Below are 23,668 nucleotides of genomic sequence, written 5' to 3' on the forward strand. Positions count from 1 at the left end.
CACTAAGAATCCCAAAATACAAACAATCTGTTTCGCATATCAAAAAAAATACCATGAGGTCTCCCCCATGGTATTAATAAGCTTTTAATTCGTTTACAGCTAGTTATTTTAATTCGATTGGTTGTATTTTCGATTTTTCAACACCGCGGAGTGCAGTATAGGCTTCAAGCATCTCTTCCAATTTCTCCGGTTGTTCCTGAGCCAGATTTTGCTGCTGTCCCAAATCATCTTTCAGATTATACAGTTGAAAATCCTTCGAATTTCCAATCTCAATATTGACACTCTTGATCTTTGCTGGTCCTTTGTAAGGAGGAATCATCAGCCAGTCGCCTTTACGCAGGGCAGTACGGCTAGTGGCTTCAAGCACCAACTCCTCCCGTCCGGCAGCACTTTCACCAAGCAACACGGGTAATAAATCCTGACTATCGGTTGTCTTCTCTTCCGTGTCAGCCAAGGAAGCCAGAGAAGCTAACAAGTCCATCTGGCAAAGCAGAGCATCAGATACCTGAGGTGTAATTTTACCTTTCCAGTAAGTGATAAACGGCACGCGTGTACCCGCTTCAAACAAACTGTATTTTCCACCCCGAAGAGGACCTGACGGCGTATGACTTCCAAGTTTCTCAACGGCATCATCATAATAACCATCATTAATTACAGGCCCGTTATCACTGCTCAATACAATCAGCGTATTCTCCAATAAGCCCTCTTCTTCCAGTGTTTTAACAAATTCACCAATACACCAGTCGGCCTCAACAATTACATCCCCACGGGGGCCCATGGTGGTTGAACCTACAAAACGAGGATGTGGCGTACGTGGCACGTGCGGTTGCTGCATGGCATAATACAAGAAGAAGGGCTCATCCTTATGCTTTCGCACATACTCCTGAGCTTTTGCTAAAAAATGGTCAGCCATGTCCACATCGCTCCATTTGGCTGCTTCCCCGCCTTTCATGAATCCAATACGCGGAACGCCATTCACAATGCTATTGTTATGTCCATGATGCCATTTCATGGTCAGCAATTCCGGATTATCTTTTCCTGTTGGCTCACCCTCAAAGTTGTGCTGATAGCTGATTTCAATCGGGTCATTAGGATCCAAATTATCCACATAACCATTGTCGATATATACGGTTGGAACCCGGTCTTGTGTAGCAGCCATAATGTAAGCATCATCAAACCCCACTTCATTTGGTCCGGGAGCGATATGCCCATTCCAGTCAACCACTCCGGTTCCCAGGCCAAGGTGCCATTTCCCCACGATTCCGGTGTGATAACCTTGTTTTTTAAGCATTTTAGGAATAGTTACCTGTGCGGTATCAATAATTAAAGGTGCCGTTCCCGGAAGAATATTAGCATCCTTGTTTCTCCAGGGATACACGCCGGTTAACAAGCCAAAACGGCTGGGTGTGCAGGTCGCCGAGGTGGCATGAGCGTCGGTAAACCGAACGCCTCCATTCGCCAGGGCATCCATGTTGGGCGTTTTTAGCTGAGTGGCTCCATAGGCACTCACATCCCCATAGCCCAAATCATCGAGGTAAATTACAACAATGTTGGGTTTAAGCTCTGCGGCTTGTTTTTCACTTGTTGTGCAGGCGGTAACCGCAGCCATACAAGTAGTAGTCAGTAGTAGATTTTTCATTTCTTGTTAATATTGAATAATTAGTGCTTATTTCAGTTTCCATTTTCCCTGCCAGTGAATAACGGGTTTGTCATTTTCAAACATGATGGGCAACCAGATATAGCGTCCGTCGATGGCATTTTCAGGGCTCCAACGGTCAGCCATAAAAATAAACTCACCCGAGTTATGCGGATTTTCAAAAATAAAGGTACTCTGGGAATCGAAGGTAGTTTGTTGTTGCACACTGGTTCCCCGACAGGGATTCCCCAAAGATTTCCACGGCCCCCAAATGGAGTCAGCCACAAACGAGCGGGCTGCATTGGGCGCCCACCCCGTGCAACCAGAAGCAATCAGGTAATATTTGCCGTCTTTCTTAAAAATAGCCGGTGCTTCATTATGCCCGGCAGGCAATACCGCAACATAGTGCCCGGTAAAGTCCGTGTATTCCTCATTCAACTCAGCAATATGCAAGGTCAGATTCTCTTCCGAAGCATGAATATGATAGGCTTTCCCGTCATCATCCACAAAAAGGGTCATATCACGGGCCATTTGTCCTTTCTCTAAATCACGATGAACAAACAAGCCATCAGCAACGGCAGCGAGCCATTCCTCCGACCAGCTCTTCAAATCTTCAGGAAAACGCATTTGCTTTTGCTCTGCCGTAAAGTTCATCGGCCACTGCCCCGCATTGGGATTGACACTGTGTTGATAGGTAAATGGACCAATAGGTGAGTCAGCAACGGCCAAGCCGGTTTTTGCTGCTAAATACCCCATTCCTTTCAATTCATGATGAAACCACATCACAAATTTGCCCGTCTTTTTATTGAAAATAACTTTCGGACGTTCGATGATACATCCTTTCACAATCGGACTCTCAGGATCATTGGAAACCCGAAGAGCGATTCCCTCATCTTTCCAGCTGTACAAATTGGTGGAAGAATAAACATGCACCCCCACCTTGGCCTGATTACCGGCTTTGCCTTCAATCTTGTGTTCGCCGTACCAATAGTAGGTTCCTTCAAACTCCAGCAAGCCGCCTCCATGTGCGTTGATATGAACACCGTTGTTATCGGGCCAAATTGCTCCGGGCTCGAAGTGTTGTTGCTTGTTGTTTTGAGCCGAGCAAAACAAACTCAGCAAAACAAAAGTCAGGGTCGTTAGTTCTTTGGATAATTTCACTTTCTAAAATTAGTTAAGTTTTTAAGTCTGCTCATCGTTTATCCTTCTTAATTCTATTGCAAAACTCGCTATTGTCTGAAATCGGTATTATTAGGGATAAGCCCCAAACTCCCCAAAAAGTCAGCACAGGCCGCCTTCACGTTATAAATACTTGTCTTCTTTTCACGAACCGCCTTGACGACCTCCACAAATGGCTGTTTATTGTCAACATATAGCAAGAAATTCAGGCTCATCAAGGCCAGGTCCATGTTGTTGCTGAGGCAAAATTGTTTCAGCCGGTTTTCTGCCAATTCATTTTGAAAAAGCTGAAAAGCAATGGCCGAAGCCGTGATTGCCACGGGAGGATAGCTGTCTGTCATGGCCTCAACAATTTCAGGCTCGAATGCTTTCAAATCTTCCGAGTGCTGCGACCTTAAGCCAATCATAGCCCAATAGCGAACGATTTTATTATCGGACTGAAGCAATTCAAACTGCTGCTTAGCCACCTTTTTGCCTCGCATTCCCGACAAGGAAGAAGCCTTGTAGATTTCCTCAACCGGATAGTTTTGATCATTCAGTCGGAATTCATAAGGCGTTGTTGTCTCTGAAATCAAGCCAATTTCATATTCAGGCAAAAGCAAAACATCACGAGCACGAAGAATCTCCATTTTCAACTGGCTACGCATTTGCTCCAAAACAGGCTTGAAAACAGGATTAGCAACCAGGTTTTTGGTTTCCCAAGGATCATTTTCAATGTCATATAAAAATTCAGCGGATCGTTCTGCAAACAAGCTTTGCTGCAAGTCATTCAGTTTGTTTTCAGCCAGGTCCTTGCGCATTTGCTGTTTAATCTCCCCAATTTCCATGTAGCGGATGTACCTGGCTTCAGGCATAAACGGCATGAAATTTCGGGAATACACAAACTTACCATCCGTCACTGTTCGCACTTTATCGATTCCATTGTCTGAGCGATCTGAAGATAAAAACAGGTAATCGGCCTTTTCAGAGCGATTGGCCCCCAGCAAGCTTCGGTCTTCCAAATGGGCAGCCGGCTCCCCGTCTGCCAAACGGATCATCGTTGGTGCCAGATCCGTAAAATCAACCAACTCATCGGTAACCACGCCCGTTCCCCATGGCGAAAGATCCTTGTACATTTCAGGAAACCAAACCACAAATGGCACCCGGTACCCCAGGTTAATCCCATTGGTTTTCCCGCGCGGAATGCCCTCTCCGTGATCGGCATAAAAGAAGATAATCGTACTGTCTTTCAATCCATCCTTTTCCAGCCGGGTCAACAAAGCTTTAATCTTATTGTCCGTTAGTTTGATGGAATTATAGACACGGGCCATCTGCCTGCGCATTTCAGGGTTATCCGTGTAAAATGGTGGCATCTCAAAATCGTCATCGCCAATGCGTTCTGCTTCTTCCAGATGTTCCAGCACATTCTGTTCATACCACGCATAACTTTCTGTCATAGTTCGGGATTGGTGACTATCTACCAAGTTAAAAACGGCAAAAAAAGGCTGTCCCGGCTGTCGGTTCCACCAGCCCGCCTTGCCCGAGCTTTCATGCCAGGCTTCTTTTATAAAATCCTTAGCCCGGGCTACATTGTAGTCAGTTTTACTGTTGTTGGTGGTGTAGTAACCTTCCGACCTCAGGTAATAAGGAAATCCTTTGATTAACTCCGGAACCGGATAGTTGCTCCGGTGATTTCCGGTGCCTGTTTTATAGGTCTTCACGCCGGTTATAATGGCTGATCGGCTGGGCGAACAAACTGTTCCGGTAGAAAACGCATTGGTAAAACGAACGCCTTCGCCGGCCAACCGGTCAATGACAGGTGTCCGGGCATCTTCATTGCCATAGCATCCAATAAATTGGGGCGAAGTATCTTCGATGGTGATCCACAAAATGTTGGGTTTGGGCTGTGCCCATGCTGTGCTTCCAACTAGCAACGGTATCCAAAGCAGTATTCTCGGTGGTTTAGTGAGGTTCATAGGAGGTAACTTTAGTTCAGGCTATTTTATTTCAGCAAATTAAATTGAAATAAATATGCTAAATTAATTGATTCTGATCAATTTAAAGCCGAACTATTTAACAGGATGATCTAAAAAAAAGAGAAGCATCGGAAAAATGCTTCTCTTCTTCGCCGGGCTTTTAAGCCTCAACTTCTAAAATCATCTCCTCCATTCTGAGGACTAGTTTTCCAGCTTCAATGCTCCATCACGCTGGCGGATGCTATAGCTTTTTCCTTTTTTTGTTTTGAAAGTCAATTCCTGATCAAGATAACGAACCGTGCAAGTTTCACCAGCATTTGAAATAATTGTGGCTTGCAAGAGTTGGTTATCCTTCCACTCCAATGAAACCTGAAAATTACCGCGTGCCGAAAGTCCGCTGACTGATCCACTTCCCCAGGCCGCAGGAAGAGCAGGCAACAAATGAATAAAGCCCATGTGACTTTGTAGCAGCATTTCAGTAACTCCGGCTACCCCGCCAAAGTTTCCATCAATCTGAAACGGAGGATGCGTATCCCACAGGTTATCCAGCGTTCCGTTTTTCAACAGATTGCCATACAATTTATAGGCATGATCGCCATCGTGCAGGCGCGCCCACTGGTTTAGCTTCCAGCCCATACTCCATCCGGTAGCAAAATCGCCCCGATGCTCCAAAACCACGCGCGAAGCTTCTGCCAGTTCGGGAGTCGCAATAGGCGAAATCGTATGTCCCGGATGCAAGCCAAACAGGTGGTTCACATGGCGGTGCTTATCTTTCGGGTCATCAATATCTTCCGACCACTCCATCAGTTGACCATAGCGCCCAATTTGATAAGGAGCCAGTCTTTCCAAAACCTCAGCCCACTGCTTGCGTTCCTGCTTGTCGACTCCTAAAATCTCACTGGCTTCCATGGCATTCAACAGGATTTCACGAACCACTGCGTGTACGAAGGTGGTTCCCTGATCAACCGGGCCATGTTCGGGAGACGTTGACGGCGCTGCGGTATAGCTTCCATCAGGCTTATGCCACAAATAGTCCACCGCAAACTGCGCACTACTTTTGATTAGCTCATAGCCTGTTTCTTTCAGAAACTGTTTATCGCGCGTATAATCGTAATACTCCCAAACATGGGTCGCCAGCCACGGTCCGGCCATTGGGTTAAAATTCCACGACATATCCTGGCTGGTTAGCGGAGCCGTAAAACCAAAGATGTTTCCTGAAATGGAAGCAGTCCATCCACGAGCACCAAAATAGGACCTGGCCGTTTCGGCACCCGGTTTGGTCAACGTGCGAATGAAATCAATCATCGGCAGCATACATTCATCCAAACTGGTGGCGCAGGCTGGCCAGTAGTTCATTTGTACATTGATGTTGTTGTGGTAATCGACCCGCCATGGACCATCCACATTATTGTGCCAAAGCCCCTGCAGGTTAGCTGGTAAATTACCTGGCCGCGAGCTGGAAATGAGCAGGTAACGTCCAAACTGGTAATACAATTCTTCCAGGTGAAAATCCTTTTCTCCCGCACGGTAACGCTCCAAACGCTTGTTGGTTGGCAACATCGGGCTTTCTGTCGTTGGGTTCAAGTTCAAACGAACGCGGTTAAACAGCGTGGAATAATCCTGGTAATGATTGCTAAAAAGTTGGTCGTACCCTTTGCTCATTGCCTGTTTCATTTGGCTTTGAGTGGTTGCAAGCGGATCAACTCCCACATAGGTTTTCGGATCTGAAAAGTCCGGATCAAAATTCATTTGGTAATCAGTGTCTGCCGTAAGCAGAAAAACCACTTCATCGGCTCCGGTTACCTTCAGCTTACCATCCGCATTCGAAAAAGTTCCGCCTTTCGCAGTAGCCTGAATCCGAATCACAAACTGCATGTTATTGTTATCCAAACGGCCGGTATAAACCAATCCGTTTTGTCCATCAGCCTGCATCGTACCTTCCGACACCGGATTGGGGGCATAACTCAAATTCAGGTTTTGCTTCCCTTTTTCAGTGGCCGAAAACCGGATGACCATCGCCTGGTCCGGATAAGAAATAAAAGTTCGTCGTTGATAATGAATTTGATCGGCCTGAAACTGCACCACAGCCAAAGCCGAGTCCACTGACAGAATGCGCTGATAATCGCTTATCGCTGTTTCATCAATTCCGGTTTCAATGTACAGCTCCCCCATGGTTGTGAAATTGCCAAAGCGGAACGGTTTCTCAGCATCGGATGCATAAGGCACCAGACCATTGAAGTTTTCACGGGTCAAGCGGGCTGCTTTCGCCTGGTCGCCATCAACAAAAGCCTGACGAATATCGTCTAGCAAATGAGCCGACTGCTTGTTGGCATTCCAATAATAAGCTGCTCCTTTAGCCGTATTGGGACCTCCTCGCCACAGCGTTTTTTCGTTCAGAGTGATGCGCTCAGTGGCAACCGATCCCATCACATTGGCCCCCAGGCTTCCATTACCCAAAGGCAACGATTTGGATTCCCAGTCCTGATCAGCATTTCGGGCTGCATTTCCAGCAGATATGGGTTTGTCCTCCCCTTTGTAGCGACTTTCATCACCACTGTACCAAATGGCTTTTCCACTCAGATCATTCGGCTCATCAAACCAAACCGACAAGCCTTTGGTATAGGTTGTTTGGGCCTGAACAGGCCCCAAAAGTGCCAATAAACAGGTTATCAGCATAAGGTGTTTCATTGTTATTTTAATCATTCGTTTCGTGTTTTTATATCGATTAGTCAAACAGGATTTGAAAATAAAGTTTTAAAAATAGGATAATTTCATTCAATAGAAAACCTTCAAAGAAGTGCTTATCTGAAATAAAACGCGGGAAAAGTTGACTAAAAATCAACAAGTCCCGCGTTCATAGCTTCAGCTACATTTTGCAAGCTTCTACAATTATTACTGAATGTCTCTCTTGGTTTTGCATTAAGGCAATGAATTAAAATCAATTGCAGGGTGCTTCCCTTTAGCCTCGCGGGTAAACTGTGCGCCAAAATCCGTTTCCCCGGTGAAGAACCCACAATTTTTCAGGAAGAAGGTATCGCCAAACTGGCCTCCGGCATAGTCCAAACGCGAATTTTTGCGAGCCGTAGCATCTGCTGAAAAGGCTGCCTGATTCAATTCAGTCCAATTTCCTTTCGCATCCACCACCCATTGGTTGGTGTAATGCACCTTTCGGCTCGATGTTCCGGCCTGCGGAATAAAGTTCTCCAAAAACGAGTGCAAACCCGTCAGGTACGTATCTGTTTTTGGGCGTTCAAAACTGGCAATCAGTGACCAGTCTTCTACTTCCGGATCAAAAAACCACGCTGTAAATGTAGTGGAATTATCACCATTAGGCACTCCCTTCAACAAAAAGCCATAAGTAACTCCGGCCTTCCACATAAACTTCTTGTAGCTTTGTCCGCCGGAGCCTTCGTTCCCAAATTCCCCCGTATGAACACCTTCTCCTTTTCGAAGCATTTTGATTCGTTGATCTTCCGGTATTTCATTGGGATTATCGGTATGAAACGGACTCCAAACAGAAAATAAGATACGACGTTCTTCGGCAGAGTTCACCTGAATACCGAAATAACCCTGACCAAAACCATTGGCCATAAAATAGGAGCCAATCACATCTTCGCCAACAGGAACCGTAATTTCATTGTAAAAATAAGTAACATCCTTTACCGTTTCGGGAACCAGATAACGCAAATGCACCGATGGTCCCCGGCGGCCCCAGTAAAAGTCATCTTTCGCAAAATAGAATCCCTTTTCGGTCGGCTCTCCGTTCACTGCCACATCACTGATTTGAACAGTTGCATCGCCATCAAGCAGGCTGATGTCCAGCTGTTGATACCCCGGATTGTTCACCGTGAAATCGCCTGCCCAAAGAATGGTCGGCGTTTCGTTTGTCAACTCGACCGTTTTCTCCTGTGCCCCCATTGCCAATTTTAGCCGCGCCTTTCCATTCATCACGTGGCCCCTAATTCCCAACTGAATTGTGCCGGTTTCTTCAGCATAAAAAAAAGTCCGAAATACTTTAGAATAACCATTCTGAATGTGAATCCCATCCGGGCCAATGTTTTCAGTTGTTTTCGAACCATTATTGATCACCCAGCTGTTGCCGGTGGTTGGAATGAGTACCTGAGCCTGAAGCGTTTTTGCCACCATTCCGGCCTGAAGCGCTAAAGCCACCAAAGCCGCTACAAACATTTTTACAATCTGATTTTGCTTTTTCATATGTTTACTGTTAGTTTTTTCTACTTGTTTGATTTGTATTATCATTCACAGGTTGGCGTTTATTCCCAAATAATTTCCTGAAGCTGAGTAGGCTGTTTTGAATTGAGAATACGAACTCCAGTGATTTTCTGACTCTTATCTGCCGTTTTATCCGAATAGTGCACCCGTGTTCCATTGGCATAAATAATTTCCACACCACTGGTGTCACCCACAACCCATACTTGTGATCCGGAGGCAGTTTCCGGCTTTGGAATTACCAAGGCTTCGCTTGATTGAGGCACCGTGTAGAAAGAAAACAAGTCGCCATCAGATAGAGCCGTTTCGCTGTTGATACGTGCATCTTCCGGCACATCTACCTTAAATTGATTAACCTTAAGCTCAAGCTTTTCTTCAGATTTATTCCGGAAACGAATATAACGGATTTGATGCTTCTGATCCAACCTTGCTTGCAACTCGGCTTCATCACTATGCATTGGCTGGGTTTTCCATTCCACTCCATCGGTTGAAACCTGCACTTCTCCGCGCTCGCTCACTTCCGGATTGTCCAGTTTTAGGTGAATGTAGTTGGCATAAATACCGTCCGGTAGTTCAATGCCTATAAAATCATCCGGCTGCAAGGCAATCACTTCAAGCATGGGTTTTATCGTAACAAACTTCCCCTGACGACTCACCGGAACACGCTTCAAAGCCTCAACCGAAGTCAACAACTGATATTGCTCCTGACTGTCGTTAGCGATGTCAGCATACTGGTTGCCCGTAAATTTTGCAAAACGTTCCTGGGCCAATTGCTGAAAAAGTTGATTTACAAAAGGAATGAGCACGGTTCCCCCCACTTCACACCCGCGAGCCCAGCGATCAGGAGCACCTTTCAACTTTTGCTGATGGCTGTATTGCTCCATTGCCTGCAAATGCTCAAACACCTTATTGATTTGGCTAAACATATCTTCTGGCTGCGCCGCTGAAACTTCAGCTAAAGCCATGGCCTCTTTTCCGGCGCGCCCTAAAGCTTCAAACGATAGCAACCAGTACTCCAACTCATCATAAAGCGCTGGATTGACTTTCGGAAGTAGACTTTGAAGTCGCTGTGCAGCTTGAATAATATGATCAAACTCGGCTTGCAGTCGTGTTTTTACAGAATCAGTCATGCTTCCTTTTTCCTTGCTGGAAACCAAGGCAGCCGAAGTAAATGGTAAAATGGCAACTGATTCTTCACGCCGATAGCCGTGAGAGTTTGGTCCCTGGTCGCTGTTATGACTTGCAAACAGCAACATCTCGTTGTGCAGCTCCGGAAACAAACGCTGAATCCCGTCAATCCACGATTGGTGCGACTGAAAACCAGCCATATTCCAGGTATAGTCCGCTACTCCAAACAAGCCAATTTTCGATGCTTCCGGCTTATCCATTGGATTGGAAGCAAAGCCTGAAAAAGTTCCCAAATTATTGGGATCCAATCCATAAGTTCGCCCTAAAAGCAAGCGGGTACGCACATAATCGCTCACCGGCCAGTTCCACCAGATAAAGGCTTTCCGCTTAATCTGAGCATTGATCCAATCCATGCCATCGCGCTCAATGTCGGCGCACACCGAATTGCCGGTCCACATGATGTTAATATCGTGATCCAGCTGCTCACCCAAAATTGACAGGTAATCGCCACCCGACCAGACTCGATTGTATTGCGTTGGGCACATAATCAGCGGTGTAACATCATCCTTTTTCCGGACAAATTCCGCATTCAGGTAATTCAACATTTCAGCTTGTCGCGAAGCATCAGTCCCTACTCCGCTGATATCGTCAAAAAACACCGCAAACGAACGCACCCCAAGCTCATACATCATTTCAAACTTGTGCAAACAAGCCACAAAGTCGTCAATCAGTCCGTCGCCATTGGTGTCGGTCCAGTGAATATCTCTCCCCGGATGAACGGCCCAAACAAAGTTGACCTGGTTTTGCAAGGCCGTTTCGGCCAACTCGGTAATCTGAGCGGCTTTATCGTCAGGATAAGGTTCCCGCCATTGGTCAGAAAACCCGTGGAAAGGATCATCCTTCGGCCCATAAATGTAGGTGTTCAGCTTATACTTTCCATAAAATTCAAGCTGACTCAGTCGGTCCGCATGACTCCAGGGCTTGCCGTAGAAGCCCTCCACAGTACCACGAAATTCAACATCGGGCCAGTCGACAATCTCAACAGCCGGCAGGATCAAGCCATCTCCTGTGTTTTCCAACAGCTGACTCAAACTTTGCGCGGCATAAAAAACACCCGCAGCATCGCGTCCTACCAAAATAATCTTCTTTGCAGAAACCGCTAAAAAGTAGCCCTCGGCCTGTTCCGGAACCTGATTGTAGTTTTTCGTTCCCGGTTCGCCAGCTAAAGCAGCCACCACTTTCACTGAAAAACCATCCAGCATGCCATGCAACAGCTGTCTGCTGCCCGCATCAAGCTGGTCACTTAATTTCCAACTTGTACGTCCTTTCTTCAGTAAAACATTTTCTCCTTTCAGATTCACTTGTTGAGGAACCGGGTAGATATCCGGCATGTCGAAACCGGACTGTAGTTGATCTGCCAGTAAGGCTTCCACGCCTGACTTCGTCTCCTCAACTTCCACTTGCACATTCGTCGCGCTTCCGCTTGTCGCTGCCATCAATTCCAGACCAAGCAGCAACAAGCTCCATTTTCTAAACATCATTTGTTTTCAATAATTAGTAGTAAGAGTAATAATAGTAGTATTCTTCTATTCTCCGTAAACCAGCGTTCGCGCACCGTCAAATGCAACTGCCTCAATTCGGGGTGCACCTGCCGGGTAGGCAACTAAGGTAGACCGATTGTTGGCATCGCCTGTGCCTACCATGGTTATCCGGCTAAGCTCATCTCCGGAGAAAGTTTCAAATATAGTGACATTTCTCCATGCCGCATGATCTACTTTTACCTGATTACTCAGAGCCACGACTCCCTCTCCATAAGTTCCAACTACGGGCAAACGGTTTTTGTATCGTTGGAGCTTCCAGCCCTGCCTTCTGAAAGCTCCATGGCATTCGACCATTCTGACTGTAGAACTATCCTTTCTCCTAAAAAAAATCGTTACCCTTTCATTCAAAAAGATAACGATTCTATTCAATATTCAAGTCCTGATTCAAATCGAATTCCCCTCAAAAACAGATGATTCCTGAAGAGGGATCAGGGTTCCTTCAAATGACAAATTGCCTCGTCTTAATCCGGTAAGTAATGCCGTGGCTCTTCCGGATGCACTGATGGAGAAATTAACATCATACAAACCAATATTAGTCATTACGTTCACGGTCAATCGGAATGATTTCCTCTTTTCATTGGTTTTCAATTCCCAGTTGGTAATCCTTCCTTTAGCCGTTACCCCTCCAAGCCCATTCGGGCCAAAGCTGTGGTTCGAGCCTATCTGAATAACAGCTTCGGTACTATCAATGGCAATGAAGTTAATGATGGAACTTACGAACACTCGATTGCCATAGCGATCTTGCAGGAAATCAGCTTCAAGCACAAAATCACGGCTTTCGAGCAAAGCCTGGGTTTGCAGAAACTGTTGTTCCAGTTCCAGTTGGCGCTTTTCCTTTTTGCTAGGGGCTGAGCTTTCAGATTCCTGCTGCGCCCATACTCCTGGCGAAACCATAAGTATCAACAAAATTACAACTAGCTTTTTCATCTTACCCTCCTTATCCTTTTATGTATAAGCACTATACAAGTTTTATTCCAAAAATATAGAATGTCGCCAGCTGTTAACACAATTTAACCTCATTTCCATTCCAGAATAGGAACAGACATGACCTTACGATATAACTCCCAAAAACAAAAATAGCCTGGCATTTCAACTACCAGGCTATCTATCTTCTATTTCGGGAGGCTTTCCCCAAAATGTATTTTATCGACTAATAAGCAGGTCAGGATGTTTTGTTCGTCCCGTTGAAGTACAAGAAAACATAACCCGCTACACCGGCAATCAGCGAACCAAGCAAAATCCCGACCTTGGAAGAATCGGTCAAAATCGGATCAGCAAAAGCCAGGTTTGAGATGAAGATGGACATGGTAAATCCAACTCCGGCCAACATGGCAACGCCTAAAATATTCTTCAGGTTCACGCCATCAGGGAAATCAACCAGTTTCAATTTTTGTCCGAGAAGAGCAAACAAGCTTACACCCACTGTTTTTCCAACAACCAAACCAACGACGATGGAAGTAATCAGTGCCACATCCAACTGCACATCCATTCCAATTGAAATTCCGGCATTGGCCAAAGCAAAAACAGGAATAATAAAATAAGCCACCCAACCATGCAGACTGTGTTCAAGGTGCTGCAAAGGCGATTGTACCTTTTCTGTCAGGTCTTCCAGCTCATCCATTTGTTCAATTTGCTGATTGGTTAAAATTGGTGTAGAAGTTGACTTCGACAGTTTCAATCCTTCCAATATTCCTTTCAGTTTGCTGGTGTAGTTGGGCACATCAATTCGTTGACGAATAGGAATGGTAAAGGCCATTAGTACACCAGCAATGGTTGGATGAACACCCGATTTTAGGAACAATACCCAAACCACAACGCCCACTGCAAAAAACAGGTACTTGGAATAGAATTTCAGAGAAGATAAAATAAAGAGCAGGGCCAGTAATCCAAAAGCATACAAAAGCAATGACCACTGCATCCCGGCCGTATAGAAAATGGCAATAGCTATAACTGCTCCCAAATCATCAATAATTGCAAAGGCAGTCAGAAACACCTTCAGGCTGACAGGTCCCCGTTTCCCGAGCACATTCAGAATGGCCAGCGAAAACGCAATATCAGTGGCCATCGGGATTCCCCATCCTTGCGCTGTTTCAGGGTTTTTATTAAGAAAAAGAAACAAGGCCACCGGCACAATCATCCCCCCTATCGCTCCAAAGAAAGGGAAAGCAGCTTTTTTAACTGAATTCAGTTCTCCAATCAATAATTCACGCTTGATTTCCAGACCAATCAGAAAAAAGAAAATGGCCATCAACCCGTCATTCACCCATAGGATCAGGGGTTTATTCAAACTAAAATGTTCGGAAGTAAACCCCAGCTTGTAGTCCCAAAGCGACTCGTACAGGTGGGCTAGCGGTGAATTGGCCCAAACTAACGCTAAAATGGTAGCCGTTAATAAGAGAATCCCGCTAAAACTCTTAATTTTAACAAACTTCTGAAAAGGTGTTATTATTTTCTGAATCATGAATGAAGAATTTGTGCCAACGTTTCAAGCCTGTTCAATCGTCAGCGTTATACAAAATTGGTGAAAACAAAATCGCCAAACCGCAAGCAAAACTTTTCACGGTGACCAGTCAGAATCACTTATGATGAATTATCGCTATAAACATATCAAAGAAATCGGGAAAAAGTTCACAAAAACATTCCGAAATAACGTCGATTTAATACTGAAATGATGATGCTATTCACTTCTTTTATTCAAGAAAACAATTTCGGAGTTTCTGCATCTTCGTTCTGCACACCTGGTCAAATCTGAGAATACTCCAACGGAATCAAAAATTTCTTATTGACCACACTAACAGTATGCACATACTCCGCTTTTTGGCTCATGACCTTCCACTCCGGACTGCCAACAAATTTTTTCCAGTTGGCATCGCGTTCTTTCATATTTTCGAACCAAAGCATATACATCAAAGCCGGCATTTGCGGCCCGGCAAGAATTTCACCAAAGAATGTGGCATGCAAGCCAACCTGGTCAAACAGGGCCAGTTCTTCCTGATTAAACATCTTAATCTTACGCTGCCCCGCTTCTTCGTTATTACTCTCGTAAGTCCGTAATTCAAATAATCCGCGTGCCTGATCAGGCTGACGCAACTGAGGGATGGCATCAAATGCCTCCATCAAATAAGTCTCGAAACGACTGTAAGTGCCATACTCCGCAGTTTCGTCAAAATATTCTTTTGCTTGTTTTAAGAAAGTTTCATTTTTCCAGACCGCTTTCTTCACTCGGAAGTATTCAGTCATGGAAGGATATACCATCAAGTAATAACCCGTCGGCGGATCAGTCTTACCATACTCGCCAAAAGCCCCCACTTTCACGCCATTTTCATTCAACACCGGCATCAAAGCTTCCTGGTAAAAGCGACCGACCTTATTGTGCTGTCCGCTATTTTTAAAATAATACACGCGCCATTCGTAAATTTCCTTTTCAGAAGGTGGTGCGACTACATTCGCTGCAAGCTGTCCGCTTACGGTAGCTCCGGCCAATACGGCCGAGCCTTTCAGGAAGTTTCGTCTTTTCATTCGTTTTTTGGTTTAGAGGTTAACGACTTGAAGATACAAAACCACCCGGAATAATCCGCAATAACTCAATCATCTTCTGCAGCTTACTCAAAAGCCCCCATTCCGAAAAGCGCAAAATCATATTTCACCGGATCATGCGGATCAAACGCTCGCAGTTTTTCGGTCAATTCCAGCACTGCTTTCCAGTCATCCTGCTTGCGAGTGAGCAAACCGAGCTGGCGTGCCTGACGCCCCGTGTGGACATCCAGCGGCAAAAGCAAAGCCGACATCGGAATCTGCTTCCATAAGCCAAAATCCACCCCACGGTCGTCCTGACGCACCATCCAGCGCAAGTACATATTCAGCCGCTTGGCCGAAGCTCCTTTATCAATATTGGAAACATGCTTTTGCGAGCGCGGCTCAAAAGGCACTTCAAAAAACACCTGCCTAAAATAACGCAAGGCCGCAGCCATCGACTGATCTGTTTGGTAACCCTTGGTAAAAACAGCCTCCAAGCCTTCATGCTTCTTGTAAATATTTTGAAGTGAACGCAAAAAGAACAGGCAGTCGACCCCATTGAACGTGCGGTGCTTAAAGTCTAGAAAGTGGCCCCAATCCTGTTCCTCAGTATGCATTAAAAATTCGTAGGGTTTTTGATCCATCATGGCCATCAGTTTAAAGGCATTTTTGATGATGGTTGGCCGTTGGCCCCAGGCAATGGTAGCAGCGAGAAATCCGGAAATTTCGATATTCTCTTTCTGCGCAAACTGGCGGGGAATCTGAATGGGATCAGAAGCTATAAATTCCGGGTGATTATATTGACTGGCCTTTTCATCCAGCAGTTGGCGCAATTCTTCGTATGTTTCCATGTTCCTTTATTAGTCAAATGTGTGCTGGCCCCTCTCGCTTTTGGAGCGCCTTGTGCAACATCAAAACTACATAACAAGAAATACGAGGAGCTGTTCAATCCCGCCCGAACAATGGAAATACTAACTTCTACTCTTCAATCCAGCCATCGCGCATACGAATAATTTTATCCGATTGGCGCGCAAAGTCTTCATCGTGCGTAACGATTACCAGCGTTTGATTAAACTGGTCGCGAAGTGTAAAAAATAAATCGTGTAAATCTTCCCGGTTTTTGGAGTCCAGGTTACCTGAAGGCTCATCAGCTAACACAACTGCCGGATCATTGATCAATGCCCGGGCCACCGCTACACGCTGGCGTTCGCCACCAGACAATTCCGAAGGTTTATGAGTCATTCGGTCTTTCAGCCCCAAAAAATGAAGCAGTTCCTCCGCTTTGGCTTCAGCCTCTTTTTTCGATTTTTTAGCAATGAAAGCCGGAATGCAGACATTCTCCAAGGCATTGAACTCGGGCAACAGGTAATGAAACTGAAACACGAAACCAATTTCCCGATTACGAAAGGCAGCCAAACGTTTTTCATCCATCGTAAAAACAGCTTGCTCGCGAATAGCCAACTCGCCCGAGTCCGGCTTACTTAGCGTACCCATAATCTGCAACAGGGTGGTTTTTCCGGCCCCACTAGGACCAACAATGCTGTAAAGTTTTCCTTGCGGAATATGCAAATCAATGCCTTTAAGCACCTGAAGCTTACCAAAGGACTTGGTTATATTTTGAACCTCAATCAAACGAAATAGTTTTTAATGAGCTTTAAAGATAATTAAAGTAAGATGATTTCGCGAGCCAAATAGAAGACATATAAGCCCAACAGCACTGCGCCGGTTACCCAGTCAATTTTCCATCGCTTAAGCAGCAGCAATAAGGCAAAGCCCACCACCGATGCAAAAAGAATAAATGAAGACTCCAGCAGATTCTGTCCTCCGGCATTGATTGTTCCTCCATAAAGCAGCATCGCCACCAAAAACGGGAACCCCAGTCCGACCAGAATATCAAAAATATTGGATCCTATGGCGTTGCTGACCGCCATATCCCCACGCCCTTGTTTGGCCACAATAAGTGACGAAATTAAATCGGGCACCGAAGTTCCAACAGCTAAAATGGTCAATCCAATAATGGCTTCCGGAATGTTCAGAACATGAGCCATATGAATGGCCGACTCGACCAACACCCAGCTTAAACCAGCAATCAGAACAATAGACATGAAGAAAACGAGGTAGTACCTCTCCGCTTTCGGAAAGAAAAGCCCCAAGGCTTTGTCAACCACATTGGCAGACTCTGCTTCATCCTCAGCCTCTGTAGTCTCATCAGCTGTATATTCATGATCTTTATACGGAAATATCTTTCGCCAGCGTACAACGGCCACCACGTAAATGACATAAACAATCAGGAAAGCAACCGCATTCCACATGCTAAAGCTGCCATCAAAAATGCCCCACAACAAAAGAGCAACGGCAATCAGGTAGAACATGATATCACGAACAACGGGCTGCCAGGTTAGTACCGTTTTACGCACCAAGGCCACCATGCCGATTATCCCTAGTAGGTTAAACAGGGCGCTTCCTACAATGCTTCCGATTCCAATAGCCTCGTGATTTCCTTTTTTCAGAACAGCAAAAAGCGCTACAAACAACTCGGGGGCACTGGAGCCAACAGCCATAAGGGTAGCTCCGGCTGCATCAGACGATAACTTCAAATCGCTGGAAATACGATCCAGCGAGACAACAAAAAACTTGTCAACAATGCGTGCCAGTAAAACAAAACAAAGCAGCATTGCCAAACTGTATAAAAGAGTTGGCATGATTTTTCGTTAAAGGGTTCCGTCCTTTAATTTTTCGTCGTTCGTTTCAGGAAGGTCAGCATTCGTCTCCTCGCTTGTTACGGAGGCTTTTTCAACTTCATCAGCAAGCTTGTTCGTTTTTTCTGCGGTTTGCGCTGAAATTGATTCAACTTCATGCGATAGTTTAGATGTTTCTTCTTTCATCCGTGAAGAAACCTGGTCGATATCCTGACCAATTTTTTGAGTTTCGCTTTTTACCGTTGACCGAATATCATCGATATCCCGTTTGAAATCGCCGGTGTTATCTTCAAATTCGCGCTTAATTTCGTTGGTTGCTTTCTTAAATTCACGCATTCCCTTTCCCAGGGTTTTGGCAATATCCGGAATAGCTTTTGAACCAAAAAACAAAAGCGCGAGCATCATCACCAATACAATTTCACCACCACTAATAAACAGCATATGCAGGGTCATTTTTTCAAAATTTTCAACAAATATACAAACAAGTTCAGTACATCGGTAACCGAAGTGACTTTTCGCTTTAAAAAAAAGAGCCCTGACTAAACCAGTCAGGGCTCCCTTCTAAAACGCTGTTAATTATTTTCTTTTGGCAGCAATTTTAACCGCTCTTTTTTGGGTATCGTACGAAATCGGTGTTGCAATGAACAACGAAGAATAAGTACCAATCACCACCCCTACCAGCAAGGCAAAGGTGAAGCCCTGGATAGATGTACCACCAAACAGGAAGATGGCCAGCAATACCACGAATGTACTCAATGACGTACTGAAGGTACGACGTAAGGTTGAGTTCATGGCATCATCCACGTTTTCTTCGCGGTTCCGTTTTGGATGTAATCCAATGTACTCACGAATACGGTCAAAGACTACCACAGTATCGTTAATCGAATATCCTAATACGGTCAAAATCGCCGCAATAAAGGCCTGATCAATTTCCAGTGAGAATGGCAACAATCCATAGAATACGGAGAAGATTCCCAATACAATAATGGTATCATGCGCCAGTGCAGCTACTGCTCCCAGTCCGTACTGCCAGTTGCGGAAACGAATAAGGATGTAGAGGAAGATGATAATCAACGAGAAAGAGATGGCAATCAACGCATCGTTCTTAATATCATCGGAGATGGTTGGTCCTACTTTTTGAGAACTCATCCGGTGATCATCGATGAAGGTATCCATATCCATTTGCTCAATGAAACCACCGTCTTGCAAACCTTTCAGCAACAGTTGTTCTACTTCGTTATCCACATCATCGGTCAAATCATCAATCTTATATTCCGTGGTGACTTTTACCTGGTTGTCTCCACCAAATGTTTTCACCTCAGGAGCTTCTCCGTAAACTGCGGTGAGGGCTTTACCCACATCAGCCACTTTCACATCCTCGTCAAAGCGCACTACGTAGGTACGTCCCCCTTTGAAGTCGATACCATAGTTAAACCCACGTACAACGAAGGAAAAAATAGAGATAACAATCAAGGTTCCGGAAACGATATAAGCAATCTTCCGTTTTTCCAGGAATTTGATATCGGAATGTCTCAACCACTTGTCCGTCATTTTTGAGGTGAAGGTAATTTTGGCATCCTTACCCAGCTGACGTTCGAAAACCAAGCGTGTCAAGAAAATCGCAGAGAACAAGGAAGTGAAGATACCCACAATCAAGGTTGTCGCAAATCCTTTAATCGGACCAGAACCGAACATGTAAAGCACGATACCAGTCAACAACGTGGTAACCTGACCATCGATAATCGCAGAATAGGCGTTTTTATAACCATCGGCAATCGCCAGTTTCAAGCCTTTACCGGCACGGCGCTCTTCCTGAATACGTTCAAAAATAAGCACGTTGGCATCCACCGACATACCGATCGTCAATACAATACCGGCAATACCAGGCAGAGTTAAAACTGCTCCCAAGGAAGCCAGTACACCAATCACAAAGAATAAGTTGGCCAGCAACGCCATGTTGGCAGTCAAACCAGCCTTTTTACTGTAGAAGAAGAACATGTAGGCCAATACCAAAACGAAGGCAATGAAGAATGACCACATACCACTGCTAATGGCTTCTTGCCCCAGTGAAGGTCCAACAATCTCTTCCTGAAGGATGCGGGCAGGTGCCGGCATTTTACCTGATTTCAGGATGTTTGCCAAGTCTTTCGCCTCTTCAACCGATTCCAGTCCGGAAATGCTTGAACGTCCTCCGGTAATCTCTCCGTTTACATTGGGGAATGAGCGCACATAGTTATCCAAAACAATGGCAATTGATTTGCCTACATTTTCTTTTGTCAAACGAGCCCAGATCTTAGCACCTTCCGAGTTCATGGTCATGCTTACTTCCGGGCGGCTGCCAAATTGTTCGTAATCCTGACGGGCATCTACAATCACATCGCCTTCCAGTGGAGCACGGCCATCACGGCTGGTAACTTTAATTGCAATCAGACGGAAATAGTTTCCACCTTCATCAACGGCTTTTGAAGTCCACTTAAACTGCAGGCTTCGTGGAATAATTGATTTTACCTGAGGCATGTTCAGGTAAGTATTTACTGTAGAAGTATCTTTGGCATGCGCTGTACCAACAACAGGTCCGGGGAACAATTGTCCGTCAGCAGTTGTGCTTGGCGTTAACACGGCAAACAAAGGGAAATTCTTTCTGATATCAGCCATATTATCCATGGCAGTTGAGTCAGCAACTTCTGTTTCCAACTCTTCCAGCAAGCTGCCATCTTCGCTTGTTGCGTCATCCGCTGTTTGATCAGCTTCTGTTTGCGCAGCCTCTTCAGTTTTGGCACCTGCAGCTTCCAACGATTGAATCTCTTTCAACTGCTGGTTGATTTGCATCATATAAGGATACACTTCGCTGTTATCCCAAGTTTCCCAGAATTCCAGGTTCGCTGTTCCTTGTAACAGTTTACGTACCCGCTCCGGATTGTCAACTCCTGGTAGTTCAACCAAAATACGACCGCGTGTTTGCAATGGCTGCACATTGGGCTGCGCTACACCAAAACGGTCAATACGAGTCCGGATAATGTTGAATGAGTTTTCAATGGCTGCATCCGTTTCCTGACGAATAACCTGCAACACATCGGCGTTGCTTGAGTTGTACTTCACTTTATCTTTCAGCTCCAGGGTGTTGAAGATGGCTGCCAAACGCGCGTTTGGATCAATCTCTTCAAAAGCACGTCCGAAAAGCGTTACGAAATCGTCCTGGCTGTCGCGCTGCAATTCCTGTGCACGCTTGAGGGCTGCATTAAATGTTTCGTCGGCGCTGTAGTTTGACAGAGATTTGATCAAGTCAACCACTGAAACTTCCAGCGTTACGTTCATACCACCTTTCAGGTCAAGACCCAGGTTCATTTCCAGGGCTTTCACTTCTTTGTAGGTATAACTACGCAGACCTAAGAGGTTATAAACTTCCTCACCGGCAATGGAGTCCAGGTAATTCCGTTCCTTTGTTTTATCGCCCTGAGCGTACTCCTGGGCATGGCGTTCAACCTGCTTCGCTTTAAATGTAAAGGTGAGCTGGTAAACGCAAACCAAAGCCAGTAGAATGGCAAAAGTTCTGATTAATCCTTTGTTTTGCATTTGTCTAAAATTTAGATTGTATGTGTTTATTTATTTTCTTGAATGAAGTCAACCATAGAGCCGACAAGGACTTAGGACAAGCCCTTTAAACGAATTAATATTCGAATAAAATCTTAAGCAAGAGGAGGATTGTCATCCGAGCTGGCGTGATGACAAATCATGAATTCCAGAAAATGAATCCGGGCACTTTGCGGCAATCGTTCGTTCAACGATTCAGCCTTTAGTACATGGTACGCTTTCTGGTTGTGGTAGGCCGACAGGAAACGATCCTGGCCCTTGGAGAATAATATTTTTGAAATCAATCGGTCGGAACCGGTGCGCATTTTAAAACTGCTCAACGGGTTACAATAGGCCACCTGAGACTGGTCAAACAGGTGTTCCGAAGTATCCTGCGTTTGGCTGGCTACCTGCTCCGGAAGCTGATCGTGGCACAAGTCAAACACCACCGCACTGGCCACAAGCGCCAGAAGCACCACCAAGCGCAGCATGATTTTTTTGGATATGTGTGTTCTTCTTTTCACCAGATTTTATTCAACTGGTCGCAAATATATTCATTTTTGGGAAATATCGATGGAAAACATGCACGTATTTTACAACAGTTCCGGTCATTTCCGAGGCCTTGAAAATGAAATTGTTTCGTACTTGTAGTCAATCACGCAGTGATACTTTTTCAACAAATCGCTTCCCAACAGACCACAAATCCGGATATCGCGGTATTTCCGGTAAATTTCATTGACATGGTCCAGGTTGATCAGCGCCACTTTCTGTTCTTTGATTTTGAGTTTCCCGAAAGCCACCGGCCCCAATTGCCCAACAGCTGTTTCTACCATGCCTTCGCTGATTCCGGCACTCTGGTATTCTTCATCCGAAGTCGGCTCAATCAAGCTAAAATACTGCTCCAACTGCCGGTCAAACACGGTTTTTGACGCGCCACTATCCACAATCCAATAGCCTTTTTCTCCATCTTCAAAGGTTCCCTGCACCAACATGTGGTAGTTTTGGTGCTCCAACTCAATCAACTCAACAGGTATTTTTGCCATATATAAAAAAAGTGCCCCTGCACATGCAGAGGCACTAAATATAGTATAATAAAATCCGATTTACTACAGTTCAAGCAAAGCATTCACATTGCTTACACCTTCGGCGCTGGAAGCCAATTTGGTTTTTTCTGCGTCAGAAAGCTCAATCTCAACGATTTTCTCAATACCGTTTTTACCCAGGACACATGGAACACCCAAAGAGATGTCGTTCAATCCGTACTCACCTTCCAACAAAGCTGAACAAGGGAACATCTTTTTAGAATCCAAAGCGATGGCTTTTACCAATTCAGAAACAGCAGCACCTGGAGCGTACCATGCACTTGTTCCCAGCAATTTGGTTAAAGTAGCACCACCAACTTTAGTTGCTTCAACAACTTCAGCCATTTTTTCTTCTGTCAGGAATTCTGAAACAGGAACGCTGTTGCGTACGGCTTTCTCAATCAATGGAACCATACCTGTATCAGAGTGACCACCGATAACCATACCTTCAACATCAGATTGTGGGCAATCCAACGCTTCAGCTAAACGGAATTTGAAACGAGCGCTATCCAAAGCTCCACCCATACCGATGATCCGGTTTTTAGGAAGACCAGTTGCTTTGTGCGCCAGGTAAGCCATTGTATCCATTGGATTACTTACCACAATCAGGATCACGTTTGGAGAATATTTGATCAAATTTTCTGAAACGGTTTTAACGATTCCGGCGTTGATTCCGATCAATTCTTCACGAGTCATTCCTGGTTTACGTGGAATTCCACTTGTAATCACAGCTACATCGCTACCAGCAGTTTTTGAATAATCGTTTGTCGTTCCGGTAATGGTTGAGTCGAAACCATTCAACGATGCTGTTTGCATCAAGTCCATGGCTTTCCCTTCGGCAAAACCTTCTTTGATGTCAACCAAGACAATCTCGTCCGCGAAATCTTTAATGGCGATATATTCAGCACAACTAGCACCTACAGCACCTGCACCAACAACTGTTACTTTCATAATTTTTTCTTTTTTATTTTATAAAAAATTTAACGTTGACAAAGATAAAATGTATTTTCAAATAGCCTAAAAATATTGATTCGGGTTAACAATTTAATAACTGATTGATAAATCGTTTCAA

General features: G+C 45.0%; 18 protein-coding genes. All 18 read right to left on the reverse strand.

The window, feature by feature from the left end; translation table 11 throughout:
• Nucleotides 1–103: 103 nt before the first annotated feature.
• The 18 genes from Q1A18_RS15115 to mdh all read right to left on the reverse strand — a co-directional run bounded on the left by Q1A18_RS15115 (nt 104) and on the right by mdh (nt 23,547).
• Nucleotides 104–1,639, reverse strand: coding sequence for an arylsulfatase (locus Q1A18_RS15115; RefSeq protein ID WP_299582328.1), 1,536 nt, complete (start codon nt 1,637–1,639; stop codon nt 104–106).
• Nucleotides 1,640–1,666: 27 nt separating this feature from the next.
• Nucleotides 1,667–2,797, reverse strand: coding sequence for a glycoside hydrolase family 43 protein (locus Q1A18_RS15120; RefSeq protein ID WP_299582331.1), 1,131 nt, complete (start codon nt 2,795–2,797; stop codon nt 1,667–1,669).
• A gap of 68 nt (nt 2,798–2,865) precedes the next feature.
• The gene (locus Q1A18_RS15125) at nt 2,866–4,770 is read right to left on the reverse strand and encodes a sulfatase (RefSeq protein ID WP_299582334.1); all 1,905 of its coding nucleotides are present in this window, start codon (nt 4,768–4,770) and stop codon (nt 2,866–2,868) included.
• Nucleotides 4,771–4,971: 201 nt separating this feature from the next.
• Nucleotides 4,972–7,473: a glycoside hydrolase N-terminal domain-containing protein gene (locus tag Q1A18_RS15130; RefSeq protein WP_299582337.1), complete on the reverse strand. Its 2,502-nt coding sequence runs from the start codon at nt 7,471–7,473 to the stop codon at nt 4,972–4,974.
• A 216-nt stretch (nt 7,474–7,689) separates the two neighbouring features.
• The gene (locus tag Q1A18_RS15135; protein WP_299582340.1) at nt 7,690–8,985 is read right to left on the reverse strand and encodes a DUF3472 domain-containing protein; all 1,296 of its coding nucleotides are present in this window, start codon (nt 8,983–8,985) and stop codon (nt 7,690–7,692) included.
• A gap of 59 nt (nt 8,986–9,044) precedes the next feature.
• Nucleotides 9,045–11,669 (reverse strand): beta-N-acetylglucosaminidase domain-containing protein, encoded by a 2,625-nt coding sequence (locus Q1A18_RS15140; RefSeq protein ID WP_299582343.1) that lies wholly within the window; start codon nt 11,667–11,669, stop codon nt 9,045–9,047.
• Nucleotides 11,670–11,714: 45 nt separating this feature from the next.
• Nucleotides 11,715–12,023: a hypothetical protein gene (locus tag Q1A18_RS15145; protein ID WP_299582346.1), complete on the reverse strand. Its 309-nt coding sequence runs from the start codon at nt 12,021–12,023 to the stop codon at nt 11,715–11,717.
• Between the two features lie 90 nt (nt 12,024–12,113).
• Nucleotides 12,114–12,656 carry a DUF4251 domain-containing protein gene (locus Q1A18_RS15150; protein ID WP_299582349.1) on the reverse strand — a complete coding sequence of 181 codons (543 nt, stop codon included), beginning with the start codon at nt 12,654–12,656 and terminating at the stop codon, nt 12,114–12,116.
• A gap of 235 nt (nt 12,657–12,891) precedes the next feature.
• A complete protein-coding gene (gene nhaA / locus Q1A18_RS15155) occupies nt 12,892–14,190 on the reverse strand; it encodes a Na+/H+ antiporter NhaA (RefSeq protein ID WP_299582351.1) in 1,299 nt (432 codons plus the stop codon).
• Between the two features lie 281 nt (nt 14,191–14,471).
• On the reverse strand, nt 14,472–15,248 hold the full coding sequence (locus Q1A18_RS15160; protein ID WP_299582354.1) for an NIPSNAP family protein: 777 nt from the start codon (nt 15,246–15,248) through the stop codon (nt 14,472–14,474).
• An 83-nt stretch (nt 15,249–15,331) separates the two neighbouring features.
• Nucleotides 15,332–16,096 carry a TIGR02757 family protein gene (locus Q1A18_RS15165; protein ID WP_299582357.1) on the reverse strand — a complete coding sequence of 255 codons (765 nt, stop codon included), beginning with the start codon at nt 16,094–16,096 and terminating at the stop codon, nt 15,332–15,334.
• A gap of 127 nt (nt 16,097–16,223) precedes the next feature.
• Complete coding sequence (locus Q1A18_RS15170) at nt 16,224–16,877, reverse strand: ABC transporter ATP-binding protein (protein WP_299582360.1); 654 nt, start codon at nt 16,875–16,877, stop codon at nt 16,224–16,226.
• Between the two features lie 32 nt (nt 16,878–16,909).
• On the reverse strand, nt 16,910–17,947 hold the full coding sequence (locus tag Q1A18_RS15175; RefSeq protein WP_299582363.1) for a calcium/sodium antiporter: 1,038 nt from the start codon (nt 17,945–17,947) through the stop codon (nt 16,910–16,912).
• Nucleotides 17,948–17,956: 9 nt separating this feature from the next.
• Nucleotides 17,957–18,397, reverse strand: coding sequence for a twin-arginine translocase TatA/TatE family subunit (locus Q1A18_RS15180; protein ID WP_299582366.1), 441 nt, complete (start codon nt 18,395–18,397; stop codon nt 17,957–17,959).
• Nucleotides 18,398–18,520: 123 nt separating this feature from the next.
• On the reverse strand, nt 18,521–21,517 hold the full coding sequence (secDF, locus tag Q1A18_RS15185; protein WP_299582369.1) for a protein translocase subunit SecDF: 2,997 nt from the start codon (nt 21,515–21,517) through the stop codon (nt 18,521–18,523).
• Between the two features lie 113 nt (nt 21,518–21,630).
• Nucleotides 21,631–22,038, reverse strand: coding sequence for a hypothetical protein (locus tag Q1A18_RS15190; RefSeq protein WP_299582372.1), 408 nt, complete (start codon nt 22,036–22,038; stop codon nt 21,631–21,633).
• A gap of 84 nt (nt 22,039–22,122) precedes the next feature.
• Nucleotides 22,123–22,557 carry an aspartyl protease family protein gene (locus tag Q1A18_RS15195; protein WP_299582375.1) on the reverse strand — a complete coding sequence of 145 codons (435 nt, stop codon included), beginning with the start codon at nt 22,555–22,557 and terminating at the stop codon, nt 22,123–22,125.
• Nucleotides 22,558–22,620: 63 nt separating this feature from the next.
• Nucleotides 22,621–23,547: a malate dehydrogenase gene (mdh, locus tag Q1A18_RS15200; RefSeq protein ID WP_299582378.1), complete on the reverse strand. Its 927-nt coding sequence runs from the start codon at nt 23,545–23,547 to the stop codon at nt 22,621–22,623.
• Nucleotides 23,548–23,668 lie beyond the last annotated feature (121 nt).

The sequence above is a fragment of the uncultured Sunxiuqinia sp. genome (genome assembly GCF_947495665.1).
Lineage (GTDB): Bacteria > Bacteroidota > Bacteroidia > Bacteroidales > Prolixibacteraceae > Sunxiuqinia > Sunxiuqinia rutila.